The sequence below is a fragment of the Bradyrhizobium sp. 62 genome, from assembly GCF_023073035.1.
GTDB lineage: Bacteria > Pseudomonadota > Alphaproteobacteria > Rhizobiales > Xanthobacteraceae > Bradyrhizobium.
Map to the genome: position 1 here is coordinate 1 of NZ_JADPIT010000020.1, position 17218 is coordinate 17218.

The 17218-nt window shown below is 64.0% G+C and carries 14 protein-coding genes; 2 read left to right on the forward strand and 12 right to left on the reverse strand.

Translation table 11 applies throughout. The features are described 5' to 3' along the window. The first annotated feature begins 109 nt into the window (after positions 1-109). Entirely contained in the window at positions 110-910 is an 801-nt protein-coding gene (fabI, locus tag IVB47_RS22790) for an enoyl-ACP reductase FabI (RefSeq protein WP_247464483.1), read from the forward strand. A gap of 89 nt (positions 911-999) precedes the next feature. On the opposite strand, the gene IVB47_RS22795 is transcribed toward fabI, so the two are convergent. The 4 genes from IVB47_RS22795 to IVB47_RS22810 all read right to left on the reverse strand — a co-directional run bounded on the left by IVB47_RS22795 (position 1000) and on the right by IVB47_RS22810 (position 4277). Further along, positions 1000-1878 carry a hypothetical protein gene (locus IVB47_RS22795; protein ID WP_247464485.1) on the reverse strand — a complete coding sequence of 293 codons (879 nt, stop codon included), beginning with the start codon at positions 1876-1878 and terminating at the stop codon, positions 1000-1002. A 72-nt stretch (positions 1879-1950) separates the two neighbouring features. Then, on the reverse strand, positions 1951-2832 hold the full coding sequence (locus IVB47_RS22800) for a hypothetical protein (protein ID WP_247464486.1): 882 nt from the start codon (positions 2830-2832) through the stop codon (positions 1951-1953). A gap of 46 nt (positions 2833-2878) precedes the next feature. Beyond that, positions 2879-3343: a GNAT family N-acetyltransferase gene (locus IVB47_RS22805; RefSeq protein WP_247464488.1), complete on the reverse strand. Its 465-nt coding sequence runs from the start codon at positions 3341-3343 to the stop codon at positions 2879-2881. A 7-nt stretch (positions 3344-3350) separates the two neighbouring features. Further along, positions 3351-4277 carry a hydrogen peroxide-inducible genes activator gene (locus IVB47_RS22810; protein ID WP_018455793.1) on the reverse strand — a complete coding sequence of 309 codons (927 nt, stop codon included), beginning with the start codon at positions 4275-4277 and terminating at the stop codon, positions 3351-3353. 114 nt (positions 4278-4391) lie between these two features. Between IVB47_RS22810 and katG the strand changes: the two genes are divergently transcribed. After that, the gene (katG, locus tag IVB47_RS22815; protein ID WP_247464490.1) at positions 4392-6560 is read left to right on the forward strand and encodes a catalase/peroxidase HPI; all 2169 of its coding nucleotides are present in this window, start codon (positions 4392-4394) and stop codon (positions 6558-6560) included. Between the two features lie 76 nt (positions 6561-6636). Here katG and pnp read toward each other — a convergent pair whose 3' ends face one another. The 8 genes from pnp to rimP all read right to left on the reverse strand — a co-directional run bounded on the left by pnp (position 6637) and on the right by rimP (position 17015). Further along, a complete protein-coding gene (gene pnp / locus IVB47_RS22820; protein ID WP_247464492.1) occupies positions 6637-8790 on the reverse strand; it encodes a polyribonucleotide nucleotidyltransferase in 2154 nt (717 codons plus the stop codon). Positions 8791-9167: 377 nt separating this feature from the next. After that, positions 9168-9437, reverse strand: coding sequence for a 30S ribosomal protein S15 (gene rpsO, locus IVB47_RS22825; protein WP_007598346.1), 270 nt, complete (start codon positions 9435-9437; stop codon positions 9168-9170). Positions 9438-9440: 3 nt separating this feature from the next. Beyond that, complete coding sequence (gene truB, locus IVB47_RS22830; RefSeq protein ID WP_247464493.1) at positions 9441-10559, reverse strand: tRNA pseudouridine(55) synthase TruB; 1119 nt, start codon at positions 10557-10559, stop codon at positions 9441-9443. Beyond that, positions 10556-10987 (reverse strand): 30S ribosome-binding factor RbfA, encoded by a 432-nt coding sequence (rbfA, locus tag IVB47_RS22835; RefSeq protein WP_247285120.1) that lies wholly within the window; start codon positions 10985-10987, stop codon positions 10556-10558. Before rbfA ends, truB begins: the two co-directional genes overlap by 4 nt. Before the next feature lie 156 nt (positions 10988-11143). After that, positions 11144-13846 (reverse strand): translation initiation factor IF-2, encoded by a 2703-nt coding sequence (gene infB, locus IVB47_RS22840; RefSeq protein ID WP_247464495.1) that lies wholly within the window; start codon positions 13844-13846, stop codon positions 11144-11146. Between the two features lie 70 nt (positions 13847-13916). Next, positions 13917-14600 (reverse strand): RNA-binding protein, encoded by a 684-nt coding sequence (locus IVB47_RS22845; protein WP_247464496.1) that lies wholly within the window; start codon positions 14598-14600, stop codon positions 13917-13919. A 22-nt stretch (positions 14601-14622) separates the two neighbouring features. Further along, complete coding sequence (gene nusA, locus IVB47_RS22850; protein ID WP_007603900.1) at positions 14623-16233, reverse strand: transcription termination factor NusA; 1611 nt, start codon at positions 16231-16233, stop codon at positions 14623-14625. A gap of 2 nt (positions 16234-16235) precedes the next feature. Next, positions 16236-17015, reverse strand: a complete 780-nt coding sequence (gene rimP, locus IVB47_RS22855) for a ribosome maturation factor RimP (RefSeq protein WP_247464550.1) — start codon at positions 17013-17015, stop codon at positions 16236-16238. Between the last annotated feature and the right edge of the window lie 203 nt (positions 17016-17218).

A 17218-nucleotide genomic window follows, 5' to 3' on the forward strand; every position in this document is an offset into this window, starting at 1 on the left:
CGGGGCATCCAGTACGCCGCGGCTTCTCAATTTATCACGAACGTCTCTGGAATCCTGGATCGCCCGCCTGCGCGGGCGATGACCCCGGAATAGTGGGAGCAAAGAGCCAATGGAAGGTTTGATGAAAGGCAAGCGCGGTCTGATCATGGGCATCGCCAATGATCATTCGATCGCCTGGGGCATGGCGAAGACGCTGCATGCCCATGGCGCCGAGCTTGCCTTCACCTTCCAGGGCCTCGCCCTGGGCAAGCGCGTCAAGCCGCTGGCGGAGCAGCTTGGCGTCGACATGGTGCTGCCCTGCGACGTCGAGGACATCGCGAGCGTCGACGCTACATTCACGGCCTTGCGCGAAAAGTGGGGCCGGCTGGATTTCGTGATCCACGCGATCGGCTTCGCCGACAAGAACGAGCTCAAGGGCCGTTACGCCGACACCAGCCGCGAGAATTTTTCGCGCACCATGGTGATCTCCTGCTTCTCCTTCACGGAAGTGGCAAAACGCGCCGCCGAGCTGATGACGGAGGGCGGCAGCATGATCACGCTGACCTTCGGCGCCTCGGAACGCGCGATGCCGAACTACAACGTGATGGGCGTGGCCAAGGCGGCGCTGGAAGCCTCGGTGCGCTATCTCGCCTCGGACTTCGGGCCGCGCGGCATCCGCGTCAACGCGATCTCCGCAGGCCCCATCCGCACGCTCGCCGGCTCCGGCATCGGCGAGGCGCGCGCGATGTTCGCCTTCATGCAAAAACATTCGCCGCTTCGCCGCGGCGTCACGCTCGACGAGCTCGGCGGCTCGGCGCTGTATCTGCTGTCGGATCTCTCCGGCGGCGTGACCGGCGAGATCCACTATGTCGATTCCGGCTACAACACCGTCCTGATGCCGCGGCCGGACGATTTGAAGGCGCAGGATTAGCTCTCGTAGAGTGGGCAAAGGCGCGCAAGCGACGTGCCCACGATTTTTTGAAATTGGGCCACGAACTTTTGCCGCGAGCGACGTGTCGATCAGCGCGCGTCGCTGTTGCGTGTCGCTCGTTGAAACCCGAGCAAGAGCGGCAGCGTCTTGTCGAGGCTTTCCGTCAGCATGGCGCGCACGCCGTCGCGCAGTGCGGGATTGTCGGCGGCATCTTCAGGCCGGGTCGGAAACGATTCTGCGGGTAGTTCGCGATAGGGGCCGCCGATTTGCACGCCCAGAAGCCTCTGCACCGCAAGGGAATGATGCGTGTTGATCAGCGCAGAACTCTGTCTGACAACAGAAAAGTCGCGCCCATCGAAGATGCGGACAAACGCCAGGGCGTAGAGATAGATGCGTCGCCCGAGCACCACATCATAGTTGAGGATGCCGAAGCCGCGGACCGTATAATTGGATGACCCGAAAGGGCTGATTGAATTGAGGATCTGGATGTAGTGCCGGCAATTCGTTCCTTTCACGACCTCGCGCATGTATTGGGCCAGCTCCGCATTGAGATCGCGGAACAACCTGTCCTTCAATGTGTCCTTGGACTCATCGCGGCGAGGAAATTTCGCCGGGTTGTAGGCGATTCTCAGAACGGATACGCCGGCAGGGATCGCGGCGCAAGTCCGCGCGAAGATCAGATCATTGAGTCCCCAGCCCGGGATCGGGACGACCGTCTTCTTGTTCTGAAATACGGTCAGGCCGGTCGTCAACACGGTGAACTCATCGCCGGTGGTGACGACGACCCCGAAGTCGCAGGGGCCGCCGACCACGGAAGCAGGCTTGGCCGTCCGCGTGGTCGTCTTGCCGTTGGCTTGCTTGACGGCTGGTCCTGCCGTCTCCGTCTCTGGTGGTCCCGATTTAGTCTGCGCCCAAGCAGATGTCGAAAAGCACCACACGACAGCCGCAAGGACGACGAGCCGGGCCATAACGTCAAATGCAGCCCAGCCGCAGGAAGCGGACGAGCGATAGCCTTTGTCGCGTCCCCTCGGCAAAGGCGCTTACTCGCCCTTGATATACGCAGGTAGATACTTGTCCAGCTGGGCCGTGAGCAGGCTGCGTGTGCTGTCACGCAACAATGCACTGCTGGTCACCTGTTCCGGAGTCTTGGGAAATTCGAGATTGTTGAGGATTTGCATATTGTCGTTCTTGTTGGAGAAACTCGAAGCAATCACATCGCCGAAGCCGCGGGTAGGCGCCCGATGGATGTCGAAAGTCCGTCCGTCAAAAACGTTGATGCGGAAATAGGAAACCACGACGCCGCGCCCGGAAGGGCTCGCCCAATTCTTGTAGACCCCGAGGCCCTCGATTGATTGATTGGTGCCATCAACCGAAACGCGGGCTTTCGTGGCTACGACGTAACGTTCGCAATTTGACGTTCCGGCGATCTGCCGCACCAGCGCCGTCAGGTCGTCGCGGTCATTGCGGAACAGTTTCGCTTCCGGACGATAGTACGGCTTGAAGGCTCCGCTTGCGTAAGCGATCTTTCGGACAGCTGCGCCGGGAGCCGCGGCGCGAACCCTCGCGACGAACAGATCATCGATACCCCACGTCTCGATCGGCGCCTCCATATACTCGTTGCCGAACATCGTGAGGCCGACATGTTGCGCCGAGAACTGGTCTCCGATGGCGGAAATGACGCCGATCTGACAGGGGCCGCTCTCCGCCGCGACTGGCTGTTGTGCAGCCGGTTTGGCTTTCGGCGCCGCCTTCTTGACTGCCTTCTTGGCTGGCGCCGCCGTCTGAGCGGGAGGCGCGCTGGTTGCGGGAGGGGTTTGCGCGGCTGCCGCAGTGAGCAGGGACAGCAACGCGATCAGCGAGACAGCAATTCGAAACATCGATTCCGGGAGATCAGGGGTAGGAGGACGGCGGATACGCCACACTAAATTGGAACCGTGACAACCGCAAGCTGCACCAGGCGACCACTGCCTATCCGGCGGGCCCCTGCCGCCGCCACCGATAATACTTCATCATGAACCCGTTCGAGGGCTCGACCTCTTCCTTCTCGAACACAAAGCCCTCGCGCTCGTACCAGCGCCAGGCTTTTTCGTTCTCGCGGACGCAGCGCAGAGACATCTCGTCGGGCATTTGTGTGCGCGTGAAGCCGAGCAATTTGCGGCCGAGCGATTGGCCCTGATAGGCGGGCGCGACGAACAGCATGTCGAGATAGAGTTTTGGCAAATGCAGCGCCAGCATTGCGGCGATCGTGCCGTTGTCGTCGGCGACGAACAGGCTCCAGCCGTCGTCGATCTCGCGCCGGATGCGTGCGCGCAGGTTTGCGAGCAGGAATTCGCTCGCCTCGCCGAGCCCGGTCGAGACCCAGCTCTCCATCCAGACACGGCCGATCTCGTCGTATTCGTCCGCGCGGGCCGAGCGGATGAGGAGATGCGACATCGAGGCCTCAGGTCGGCTTGCTGCGCACGGATGGACGCGCGCGAACCTTGCCCGCCGACAGGCACACCACCTCGGAGATCTGCAGCAGTTGCCGCGCCAGCGGGCTGGTCTTGCGCCAGACCATGCCGATGGTGCGCGACGGCTGCGGGTCGCGGAAGCGTGCCAGCGAGACCGAGGCCGATCGTGTTTCCACCGACACGGCCATCTCCGGGATCAACGTGACGCCGATGCCGGCGCTGACCATCTGGACCAGTGTCGACAGCGAATTGGCATCCAGCATCTCGCGCGGCGGTGCCGATTGCATGTTGCAGAATGACAGCGCCTGATCGCGGAAGCAGTGCCCCTCTTCGAGCAGCAGCAGCCGCATCTCGCGCATCATCTCCCGCGATGGTGCCGGCGTTCCCTCATCCGCGCTCGGGCGCACCAGCAGGAATTTTTCCTCGAACAGGGCGACCTCGGTGAGCGAGGGCTCGGACACCGGCAACGCCACGATGGCGGTATCGAGCCGGCCTTCCACCAGTTCCTGGATCAGCCGCGGCGTCATCGTCTCGCGCACGCGGATGTCGAGTTCTGGATGCATGCGCGTCAGATTCTTGGTGATCGTTGGCAGCAGATAGGGCGCGATCGTCGGGATCATGCCGATGCGCAGCCGTCCGGAGAACCGGTCCTGCGAGGCGCGGGCGAAATCGCCGAGTTCGTCGACCGAGCGCAAGATGTCGCGGACGCGCTGCGCGAGCTCCTCGCCAAACCGGGTCAACGCCACCTGCCGGGCGCTGCGCTCCAGCAACAGGCCGCCGAGCGCCTCCTCCAGCTCCTTGATTTGCATCGACAGGGCGGGCTGCGAGATTGAACAGGACTCAGCCGCGCGGCCGAAATGACTGTGACGCGCCAGGGCGTCGAAATACCGGAGCTGGCGCAGGGTGAGGTTTAGCATCAGAAAATCTTATCGCTGCGATCATTAAAGTCAACTTCCCCTGATCGAACGTGAAGCTTAAAGTGCTTCTACCTGGTCAAAGGCGCGAGTTCGACGCCACCAGAGGAGGTATTCATGGACGACACTTCAAAGTGCCCGTTTTCGGGTGGAAAACGTGTGCCGGCGAACCGCGATTGGTGGCCGACCCAGCTCAGCATCGAGATGCTGCACAAGAATTCCCCCAAGTCCGACCCGATGGACAAGGACTTCGACTACGCCAAGGAATTCAAGTCGCTCGACCTGAATGCGGTCATCAAGGACCTGACGGCTTTGATGACAGACTCGCAGGAATGGTGGCCCGCCGACTTCGGTCACTACGGCGGCCTCATGATCCGCATGGCCTGGCATAGCGCGGGCACCTATCGCACCACCGACGGTCGCGGTGGCGCCGGCGCCGGGCAGCAGCGTTTCGCGCCGCTCAACAGCTGGCCCGACAACGCCAACCTGGACAAGGCACGCCGTCTGCTCTGGCCGATCAAGCAGAAATACGGCCGCAAGATCTCCTGGGCCGATCTGATGGTGCTGGCCGGCAACGTCGCGCTGGAGTCGATGGGCTTCAAGACCTTCGGCTTTGCCGGCGGCCGCGTCGACGTCTGGGAGCCGGAAGAGCTGTATTGGGGTCCGGAAGGGACGTGGCTGGGCGATGAGCGCTACAGCGGCGAACGCCAACTCGCCGAGCCGCTGGGCGCGGTGCAGATGGGCCTGATCTACGTCAATCCGGAAGGCCCGAACGGCAAGCCGGATCCGGTCGCCGCGGCCAAGGACATTCGCGAGACCTTCGCCCGCATGGCGATGAACGACGAAGAGACCGTCGCGCTGATCGCCGGCGGCCACAGCTTCGGCAAGACCCATGGTGCGGGCGATCCGTCGCTGGTCGGACCGGAGCCGGAAGCGGGCGTGCTCGAGGATCAGGGCCTCGGCTGGAAGAGCAAGCACGCGTCGGGTCACTCGGGCGATTCCATCACCAGCGGACTCGAGGTGACATGGACGACGACACCGACCAAGTGGAGCAACAACTTTTTCGAGAACCTGTTCAATTTCGAATGGGAGCTGACGAAGAGCCCGGCCGGTGCGCAGCAGTGGACGGCCAAGAACGCCGATGCCATCATTCCCGACGCCTTCGACAAGTCGAAGAAGCACCGGCCGACGATGCTGACGACCGATCTCTCGCTGCGTATGGATCCGGCCTATGAGAAGATATCGCGCCGCTTCCTGGAGAATCCCGATCAGTTCGCGGACGCCTTCGCCCGTGCCTGGTTCAAGCTCACCCATCGCGACATGGGTCCGGTCGTGCGCTATCTCGGCCCGCTGGTGCCGAAGGAAACGCTGATCTGGCAGGACCCGATCCCCGCCGTGAATCACGAGCTGGCCAGCGAGCAGGATATCGCCTCGCTGAAGACCAAGATCCTGGCCTCGGGTCTGTCGGTCTCGGAGCTGGTCTCGACCGCATGGGCGTCGGCCTCGACGTTCCGCGGCTCGGACAAGCGCGGCGGCGCCAACGGCGCACGCATTCGCCTCGCCCCGCAGAAGGACTGGGAGGTGAACGAGCCGGCTCAGCTCTCGAAGGTTTTGGGCAAGCTCGAAGCGATCCAGAAGGACTTCAACGCGTCATCCGGTGCGAAGAAGGTCTCGCTGGCGGACCTCATCGTGCTCGGCGGCACCGCCGCGGTCGAGAAGGCGGCGAAGGATGCCGGCGTCGACGTCAAGGTCGGCTTCACGCCGGGCCGCATGGATGCCTCGCAGGAGCAGACCGACGCCGCTTCGTTTGCTCCGCTGGAGCCGCGGGCCGATGGCTTCCGCAACTTCATCGGCAAGCGGCAGCAGTTCATGATGCCCGAGGAGGCTCTGGTCGATCGTGCGCAGCTGCTCCGGCTTACCGGCCCGGAGATGACGGTGCTCCTCGGCGGTCTGCGCGTGCTCGGTGCCAATGCGAATGGTTCGAAGAACGGCGTCCTCACCTCGAAGGTGGGAACGCTGAGCAACGACTTCTTCGTCAACCTGCTCGACATGAGCACGCAGTGGACGCCGGCCGGCACCGACGGCACCTATGAGGCCCGCGACCGCAAGACCAACGCGGTGAAGTGGACCGGCACGCGCGTCGACCTGATCTTCGGCGCGCACTCGCAGCTTCGCGCCTACGCCGAGGTATATGCCACGTCGGATTCCAAGGAGCAGTTCGTCAAGGACTTCGCCAGGGCCTGGACCAAGGTGATGAACCTTGACCGGTTCGACATCGCGGCCTGATCCCAAAGCTCGGCAAGCGACAAACAAAAAGGGCGGCCGCGAGGCCGCCCTTCGTGTTTCTGGCAGGTAGCGAGATTTACTCGCCGGCCGCTTCGCGCGCGGGCTGCTGGCTCTCGCCCTTGCCCTCGAGGTCTTCGCCGGTCTCCTGGTCGACGACCTTCATCGACAGGCGGGTCTTGCCGCGGTCGTCGAAGCCGAGCAGCTTGACCTTGACCTTGTCGCCTTCCTTGACGACGTCGGAGGTCTTCTGCACGCGCGCCGAGGCGAGCTGGCTGATGTGGACGAGACCGTCCTTGGAGCCGAAGAAGTTCACGAAAGCGCCGAACTCCATCACCTTGACGACGGTGCCGTCATAGATCTGGCCGACTTCCGGATCGGAGGCGATCGACTTGATCCACTTGATCGCGGCCTTCATGGCCTCGCCGTCGTTGGAGGCGACCTTCACGGTACCGTCGTCCTCGATATTGACCTTGGCGCCGGTCTTCTCGACGATCTCACGGATCACCTTGCCGCCGGTGCCGATCACTTCGCGGATCTTGTCGGTGGCGATCTTGAAGGTCTCGATGCGCGGCGCGTATTCGCCGAGCTCGGCACGGGCGTTGGTGAGCGCCTTCGACATCTCGCCGAGGATGTAGATACGTCCATCCTTGGCCTGGCCGAGCGCGACCTTCATGATCTCCTCGGTGATGCCCTCGATCTTGATGTCCATCTGGAGCGAGGTGATGCCCTGCTCGGTACCGGCGACCTTGAAGTCCATGTCGCCGAGATGGTCCTCGTCACCGAGGATGTCCGAGAGAACCGCGAAGCGCTTGTCTTCGAGGATCAGGCCCATCGCGATGCCCGCGGTCGGCCGCTTCAACGGCACGCCGGCGTCCATCAGCGCGAGCGAGGCGCCGCAGACCGATGCCATCGACGAGGAGCCGTTGGATTCGGTGATCTCCGACACCACGCGCGTGGTGTAGGGGAATTCGTGGTGCGGCGGCAGCACCGGGTGGATCGCGCGCCAGGCGAGCTTGCCGTGGCCGATCTCGCGGCGCTTGGTGCCGCCGAGGCGGCCGGTCTCACCGACCGAGTAGGGAGGAAAATTGTAGTGCAGCAGGAACGTCTCTTTGTACGTTCCCGACAGCGCGTCGATGTACTGCTCGTCCTCGCCGGTGCCGAGCGTGGTCACGACCAGCGCCTGGGTCTCGCCGCGGGTGAACAGCGCCGAGCCGTGAGCGCGCGGCAGCACGCCGACTTCGGCGACGATGTTGCGCACGGTCTTGGAATCGCGGCCGTCGATGCGCTTGCCGGTGTCGAGAATGTTCCAGCGAACGATCTTGGCTTCGAGCTCCTTGAACACGCCGCCGATGCGCAGCTTGTCGTATTTGGGCTCTTGGCCTTCCGGGAAGTAGTGAGCGGTCACCTTTTCCTTGACCTTGCCAACCGCGGCGTAGCGATCCTGCTTGACCGGAATGGCGTAGGCGGCGCGCAGTTCCTGCTCGACCATGCCGAGCATTTCCTTTTCGAGCGCCGAATTGTCGATCGTGGTGACCTCGCGCGGCTCCTTCGCGGCCTTTTCGGCGAGCTCGATGATCGCGTTGATCACGGGCTGGAAGTGGCGGTGACCGAACATCACGGCGCCGAGCATGATCTCTTCGTTCAGCTCCTTGGCTTCCGATTCCACCATCAGCACCGCGTCTGCGGTGCCGGCGACGACGAGGTCGAGCTGGGTGTCGACCATCTCGTCGAGAGTCGGGTTGAGGATGAACTCGTCATTGGCGAAGCCGACGCGCGCGGCGCCGATCGGGCCCTTGAAGGGAGCGCCCGACAGGGTCAGCGCAGCCGACGAGGCCACCAGCGCGACGATATCGGGATCGTTCTCCATGTCGTGCGAGAGCACGGTGACGATCACCTGGGTCTCGTTGCGCCAGCCGTTGACGAACAGCGGACGAATCGGACGGTCGATCAGGCGGGAAACCAGCGTTTCCTTCTCGGTCGGACGACCTTCGCGCTTGAAATAGCCGCCGGGAATGCGGCCGGCTGCGTAGGTCTTCTCCTGGTAGTCGACGGTCAGCGGCAGGAAGTCCACGCCTTCGCGCGGCGACTTCGCGGCAACGACGGTGGCGAGCACCACGGTCTCGCCGTAGGTCGCGACGACTGCGCCGTCGGCCTGGCGGGCGATCTTGCCGGTTTCGAGCTTGAGAGGGCGTCCACCCCAGTCGATCTCGACTGAATGCTTATTGAACATAGAGTTCTTCTTTCATGGGTTCTCGAAAGAAGGACGGGTCGAAAAACAAAAACCATGCGCAAGATTGCGGGACGTTGATCGAAGCGGGCGATCAGCGTCCTGCGATCCTGCCATGGTTTCTGGATTTCGGATGGCGTCCATCCCTTCGGGTCATACGGGCGCCTTGCCCGTTGTGCCCAGCCGCCGGATTGCTGCTGGACTGTCAGTCGGCACGAACGCGAACACCGAAGCGCGGTGTTCGCCCATCATGCCCCGGATGCTCGCCGTCAACGGCTCGCATCCGACGCGCACGCAGCCTCGACGAAAAACCTTTAAACAAACGCTTTCGTTCGAAATCACGCGCGAAAACGCGCGCCGTTTGGCGCGCGCAAGAACTCTTAACGACGAATGTTGTGCTTCTCGAGCAGCGCCTTGTAGCGCGCCTCGTCCTTCTTCTTCACATAGTCGAGGAGCGAGCGGCGGGTCGAGACCAGCTTCAAGAGACCGCGACGCGAATGGTTGTCCTTCACGTGGGTCTTGAAATGGTTCGTGAGGTTGGCGATGCGTTCCGACAGGATCGCGACCTGAACCTCTGGCGAACCGGTATCGCCGGCCTTGTTGGCATTCGTCTTGATGACTTCCGCTTTGCGTTCTGCGGCAATCGACATCGGTCAATTTCTCTCGTTGCGATCGGCGCTGGCAGTCAGGCCGGTCAGGTTGAACACACGCTTGGGGATGATTTCGCCATTGCCGAAGTCGGCAAGCGCGAGAAGCCGGCCTGCCACCGTGACATAGACTGTGCCGCTACAAGTGGGCGCATCCCGTCCGCGCAACAAAACGGCTTGGCCCCGATGGAGCCTTGCCGCATCAGCCCGAGTGACGGCCAGTGCCGGGATGTCGTCCAGCGCGGTCTCAACGGGCATAAGCGCGTCGGCGAGGCTACCCTCGCCGGACGCGGCTCTATCGCACAAAGCCTCCAACTGATCCAGCGGAATCATGTCGTTCTCGCCAAATGGGCCGACCAGGGTCCGCCGCAGCGCGCAGATATGGCCGTAAGTGCCGAGAATCCGGCCCATATCGCGGGCCAGCGCGCGAACATAGGTGCCCTTGCCGCACTCGGCCTCGAACACGGCATGTCCGCTATCCGGTTGATCTACAAGGCTTAAACGGTGAATCTCGACCGGACGGGGGGCCAGTTCCACGATCTCGCCGTCGCGGGCGAGGTCGTAGGCGCGCTCGCCCTGGACCTTGATCGCGGAATAGCGCGGCGGGATCTGCTGGATCACCCCCGTGAAACGGGGCAGCAGGGCCTCGATGGCCTCCCGGGTCGGGCGCTGGTCCGAGGTTGCGGTCGCCCGGCCCTCGATGTCGTCGGTGTCGCGCTCCTCGCCCCAGCATACCGTGAACCGGTAGCGCTTGCGGCCATCCATGACGAAGGGAACGGTCTTGGTGGCCTCGCCGAGCGCGATCGGCAGGCCGCCGGAGGCCAGCGGATCCAGCGTGCCGGCATGGCCGGCGCGCTTGGCGTTGAACAGGCGCTTGAGCACGGCAACGGCCTGCGTCGAGGTCATGCCGACCGGCTTGTCGAGCACGACCCAGCCGTGAACGTCGCGACGGTCGCGGCGCGGCTGGTTGCCCTTCTGCTTGTTGGCGCGCGGATCGTTGTTGACGCGGCGCGGCTCCTGAGGCGGCTGAGAATTGCCACTCATGTCCGCAAAATTATTTTTCTGCACGTCGAGCTGATCGGCCTCTTCGCCGCCGATCGTGCCGTGAGCCGGGTCCATCGTCATCGTTCTTCTTCCCGATCCGAATCCGGATCCTGTTCCAGGTCCTTCTGCACCGCGGGTGTTCGCAAAAGCTTCTCGATCCGTTCCGCTTCGTCGAATCGTTCGTCGACGCGGAAGCGAAGGTCAGGTGCAAATTTCAGGTTAACGCGCCGCGCGACCTCGCCGCGCAGGAATTTCTTGTTGCGCTCGAGCGCAGCGAGGACGACCTCGGTGTCGCGGCCACCGAGCGGCATCACATAGACTGTCGCGAGCTTCAGGTCGGGCGACATCCGCACCTCCGGCACGGTGATGATGTGGCCTTCGAGGTCAGCATCATGCACGCTGCCTTGCGCCAGAATCTCGGCTATCGCATGGCGAACCTGCTCGCCGACCCGCAACTGACGTTGCGAGCCGCCGGACGCGGAACTCTTTTTCTGATGATGGCGGGGCATGGTCTGAAAATCACCTCGTCATGCCCGCGTTTGGGGCACTGGCACTGTCATTTGTCTTGTTGAAACGAAGAGGGGTGGATGGCCGGAAAAAATCCGGCCATCGCACTCCCGCAATTCAGTTCAAAAAAGATCCAGGCGCTTCGGTAAGATTTGGACTTACAGGGAGCGCTGGATCGTCTCCACGCGGTAACACTCGATGACGTCACCGGCGCGCATGTCGTGATAGTTCTCGAAGGCCATGCCGCATTCCTGACCGGACTGGACTTCCTTCACTTCGTCCTTGAAGCGCTTCAGCGTCGACAGCTTGCCTTCGTGCACGACGACGTTGTCGCGGATCAGACGCACGTTGGCGCCGCGTTCCACGGTGCCGTCGGTGACGCGGCAGCCGGCGACCTTGCCGACCTTGGAGATGTTGAAGATCTCCAGGATCGCGGCATTGCCGAGCATGGTTTCCCGCAGGGTCGGCGCGAGCAGGCCGCTCATGGCCTTCTTCACGTCGTCCACGAGGTCGTAGATGATGTTGTAGTAACGGATCTCGATGCCGTTGCGCTTGGCGGCCGCGGCGGCCTCCTTGTTCGCACGAACCGAGAAGCCGATGATCGCGGCGTTGAAGCCTTCCGCGAGCGTCACGTCCGATTCCGAGATGCCGCCGACACCCGCATGCAGGATGCGCGCGGCGACTTCGTCGGTGCCGAGCTTCTCCAGCGAGCCGAGGATCGCTTCCAGCGAGCCCTGCACGTCGGCCTTGATGATCAACGGGAATTCCTTGCGGCCCGCCGTCTTCAACTGCGACATCATCTGCTCGAGCGAGCCGCGCATGCCGGAGATCGAGGCCGCCGCGTTCTCGCGCTTCTGGTGCGCGCGGTAGCTGGTCACCTGGCGGGCGCGGGCTTCGTTCTCGACCACGGCGAGACGATCGCCGGCTTCCGGCGGACCGTTGAAGCCGAGCACCTCGACCGGCACCGACGGACCTGCCTCCTGCACCGTCTCGCCCTGATCCGAGATCAGCGCGCGGACGCGGCCCATTTCGGCGCCGGCGACGATAATGTCACCGACACGGAGCGTGCCGCGCTGGACCAGAACGGTCGCGACCGGACCGCGGCCACGATCGAGCTTGGCTTCGATCACGGTGCCTTCGGCCGGACGATCCGAATTGGTCTTGAGGTCGAGGATGTCGGCCTGAAGCGCGATCATCTCGAGCAGCTTGTCGAGATTGGTCTTGTTCTTCGCCGACACTTCGACGTCGACGACTTCACCGCCGAAGGATTCCACCTGCACCTCGTGCTGGAGCAGCTCGGTGCGCACGCGCTCGGGTTTGGCGTCGGGCTTGTCGATCTTGTTGATCGCAACAATGATCGGCACCCGCGCCGCCTTGGCGTGGTTGATGGCTTCGATCGTCTGCGGCATCACGCCGTCGTCGGCCGCAACCACCAGCACGACGATGTCGGTCACCTTGGCGCCGCGGGCGCGCATCGCGGTGAACGCGGCGTGGCCGGGCGTGTCGATGAAGGTGATCTTCTTGCCGCTTTCGGGCGACAGCACCTGATAGGCGCCGATATGCTGGGTGATGCCGCCGGCTTCCCCGGAGACCACGTTGGCATGACGGAGCGCGTCGAGCAGCGAGGTCTTGCCGTGGTCGACGTGACCCATCACGGTCACCACCGGCGAGCGCGGCTCGGTGTCGGTGGAATCGTCGATGGCGTCGAACAGGCCTTCTTCAACGTCGGACGCGGCAACGCGCTTGACGGTGTGACCAAGCTCCTCGGCGATCAGCTGCGCAGTGTCGGCATCGATCACGTCGGTGATCTTGTGGATCGCGCCCTGCTTCATCAGCATGCGGATGATTTCCACCGCGCGCTCCGACATGCGGTTGGCGAGCTCCTGGATGGTGATCGCCTCCGGGATGACCACCTCGCGAATGAGCTTTTCCTTCGGCTCGTTCGCGGCATGGCCCTTCAGACGCTGGGTGCGGCGGCGGAACGAGGCGATCGAGCGCTCGCGGACGTCGTCGGCATTGAAGGCGGTGACGACCGTCAGGCGGCCGCGCTCCTTCTGCGGGCCGGGCTTGTGGGTGGGCTTGGGAGCGACCACAGGCCGCGCAGCGCCGCCGGGGCCGCGACGGATCTGGCGCGGACCCTCGTCCTCGTCCGGTCCGGCTGCGACAGCGGGGGCGCGGCCGACCGGGCCTCCCGGCCGCTGCGTGGCCGTTCCGGGCCGCGCGGTCGTTGTTCCCGGGCGTGCCGTGGTGGTTGTGCCGGGGCGCGCCGTGGGCGCTCCGGGCCGCGCTGCAGGAGCGGCCGAGGTCGCGGTTGCGGGGCGCGCGGCGGATTGCGGCTGCTCGCCTTCGCCAAAACGCTTCTTGGCCTCGGTTTCGGCCTTCCGCTTGGCTTCCTCTTCGTGACGGTGACGCTCCTCCTCGGCCTTGCGGCGGGCTTCGGCGGCCTCGCGATCGGCACGCTCGGCGCTTTCGCGGACCGCGCGGCGCTGGGCCTCTTCCTCGGCATGGCGGCGCTCTTCGACTTCGCGCACTTTGGCATCGGCCAGCGCGCTGGCGCGGGCGGAACGTTCGTCCTCGGTCAGCGTACGCAGCACCACGCCGGAGCCGGCGTTGCGCGGCGGCGCGGGGCGGGCCGGAGCAGGCTTGGGCGCGGCGGCCGGCGCGGGTTTCGCCACCTCGGCGACCTGCGGCTCGGGGCTGCCGTCGACACGGCGCTTGCCACGCTTCTCGACCACGACCTGCTTGCTACGGCCATGACTGAAGCTCTGGCGCACGGTGCCCGTTTCGACGCGCGGCTTGAGCGATAGCGTCTTGCTCGGAACGCTCAGCTTCTTGTCGCCAGGGGTCTTGGTATCAACCATTAAGCAGTCCTAATCCTGATCTTGTTGTCTTGTGCGTTGCCGCACCGTGCTATCGGGTGGTCGTTGTCTCTCAGAAATCCTGGCCGGGCTTTTCGGCAGTCCTGCCAGCGTCCGCCATCCGGTATCGGACCAGCATCTGGCTACGTGACAGGAATGACTTGCTCGCCGGGCCCGCGAGCAGGGCAGCATGTATCACATTTGACCGGGTAAGTGCCAAATCCAATTCTGATGATTTTAGTGCGGTGACGACGGGAATCTGCGGCTTGGCGCCGCGATTTCCCTCATTTTGACGCGCCAGCATGTCCAATTTGCGGATTCCGTCCGCGGCCCCGTCGCTGGCATGGATCAGGACCTCGACCGTACCTTCCCGAAGCGCGCTTTCGACCTTGCCGAAACCGGCCACGATCTGGCGCGCCTTGGCGGCAATCCCAAGGGCTTCGACCACGCTCCGGACCAGGAGCGCCTCGATGTCGGCGGGAAGCGTCGGAGGGATGCGCAGCTCGCGCTTGAAGGCTTTGGTAAAATGGTGACGCCGGACGGCTTCCGCAACCACCTCGCGCGAGGCGGTGACCCACATGCCGCGTCCGGGCAGCTTGCGCTTGAGATCGGGAACTATGTGCCCTTGCGGCGAGACGACGAAGCGGATCAGCTCGTCGATCGGCCGGACCTCGCGGCTGACCGCACACATCCGCATGGTCGCGGACCTTTCGGTCCGCGGTCCATGGTCGAGTTCGGGGTCAGTATCGGCGAGCATCCGGGTGACATCCTCCTTCGCCTTAAGCCGGCTGATCTTCGGTCGCCTCGGCCTCTTCGGCGGGCTTGGCGAGATCGGCCTCGGTGATCCAGCCGGCCTTGACACGGGCCTGCATGATCATCGCTTCAGCATCGTCACGGGAGATTTCGAGGCCATCGAGCGCGCCCGGATATTTGGTCTGCTCGCCGCCCTCCTTGCGCTCGGTCCAGCCGACCAGATCGTCCGTGGCGCAACCGGCGAGGTCGTCGACCGTCTTGATGTCGTTCTCGCCGAACTTCACCAGCATCTTCGAGGTGACGCCGGGCACGTCCTTCACGGCGTCCTCGACGCCGAGCTCCTTGCGCCTGGCCTCGAGTTCGGCTTCCAGCTGTTCGAGATATTCACGGGCGCGGTTCTGGAGTTCCTGCGCGGTCTCCTCGTCGAAACCTTCGATGCCGGCGAGTTCCTTGACGTCCACCATCGCGAGTTCCTCGACCGAGGTGAAGCCTTCCGACGCCAGCAATTGGCCGACCACTTCGTCGACATTGAGCGATTCCATGAAGACGCGGGTGGAGTTCTCGAAATCGGCCTGGCGGCGCTCCGATTCCTCCTGCTCGGTCAGGATGTCGATGTCCCAGCCGGTGAGTTGCGAGGCCAGACGCACATTCTGGCCGCGGCGGCCGATCGCCAGCGAGAGCTGGTTGTTGGTGTCGGGCACGACGACCTCGATGCGCTCGCGGTCTTCGTCGATGACGACCTTGGAGACTTCGGCCGGCGCCAGCGCGTTGACCACGAAGGTCGCGATGTCGGGCGACCAAGGGATGATGTCGATCTTCTCGCCCTGCAATTCGTTCACCACCGCCTGCACGCGCGAGCCGCGCATTCCGACGCAGGCGCCGACCGGATCGACCGAGGAATCACGGGAAATCACGCCGATTTTTGCGCGCGAGCCGGGATCGCGGGCGACCGCCTTGATCTCGACGATGCCGTCATAGATCTCGGGCACTTCCTGCGCGAACAGCTTTGCCATGAACTGCGGATGGGTGCGGGAGAGGAAGATCTGCGGGCCGCGGGTCTCGCGGCGGACGTCGAAGATGTAGGCCCGGACGCGGTCGCCGTTGCGGAACACTTCGCGCGGCAGCATCTCGTCGCGACGGATGATGGCCTCGCCGCGGCCGAGATCGACGATCACGCTGCCATATTCGACGCGCTTGACGACGCCGTTGACGATGTCGCCGATGCGGTCCTTGAATTCCATATATTGCCGGTCGCGCTCGGCCTCGCGCACCTTCTGCACGATCACCTGCTTGGCGGATTGCGCGGCGATGCGGCCATATTCAAGCGGCGGCAGGGTGTCGGCGATGGTGTCGCCGACCTGGGCACCGGGATTGGCGCGCTGCGCATCCACCAGCGAGATCTGGTTGGAATGGTTTTCGACCGTCTCGACTACCAGCATGTGGCGCGACAGCCGCAGCTCGCCCTTCTTCGGGTCGATCTCGGCGTGAACGTCGGTCTCGCTGCCGTAACGGGCCCGCGCCGCCTTGGCGATGGCATCCTCCATCGCCGCGATGACGATGCCGCGGTCGATCGATTTCTCGCGCGCAACGGCGTCGGCGATCTGAAGCAATTCAAGTCGATTGGCGCTGACTGCCATGGCTAGTCTCCTTCGTCAGGATCGATCTCGCCCCGTCGCGCGCGTTCGGCGGCCAGGCGATGTTTCTTGGTGTTGGTCGGAGCCGGCTTCTTCGTAGGGGCCGGCGCCGGCTTCTTAGCCGGCTTGGTGTTCTTGGTCGTTTTTTCACTGATGCTGGCGTGCGGTGCCGCCGGCGGCTCCAGGCCGAGATTGCGGCGCATCTCGCGTGCCTGGGCCTTGCCGCGGCGCATGGATTCCGCGATCAGCTCGTCGGTCAGCACCAGCCGTGCCTCGGCGATATCTTCCATCGTCAGGAGAACGTCCGCAGTGTCGCCCGCCTTGATGTCGTCGCGGTGCAGATGCACGCGGTCGCCTTCGACGGGGCCGATCGTGCCCCGGAACCGCTTCCGCCCTTCATGGGCGACCGCCATCTCGATCTTCACCAGATGCCCGGCATAACGCTCGAAATCGGAGCGGCGCACCAGCGGGCGGTCGATCCCCGGTGAGGAGATTTCCAAGCGATAGGCGCGATCGACGGGATCGGCGACGTCGAGCACGGGCGACAGCGCCCGCGAGATCGTCTCGCAATCCTCGATCTGCATCGAGCCGTCCGGCCGCTCGGCCATAACCTGCACAGTGCAGCCGGATTCCCCGGAAATGCGGATCCGCACCAGGCGGTAGCCCATGCCTTCGAGCACCGGCCCCGCGACCGCGGACACCCGTGCCGCGACGCCCGGCTCGACTACGAGCCTCGGCTCGGCCAGCAATTCGGCATCCGTGGAACCAGGGTTCGGTTCGGTCATGTCAGAGGTCAAGGCGCTCGATATGGTTAAGGCTTGGTTTAAGATTTCAAAGCTCGCTTCGGAACTCTCCCGACAGATCGCCGGGCCGCACATCTTCCACCAAGCCGCGTTCAGGTAATAAAAAAGAGCGGGTCCTTTCGGGCCCACTCTCACTACGCGGATCGTATGAGAAGATGAATTGGCGCTGATATAGCCCTTTCCGT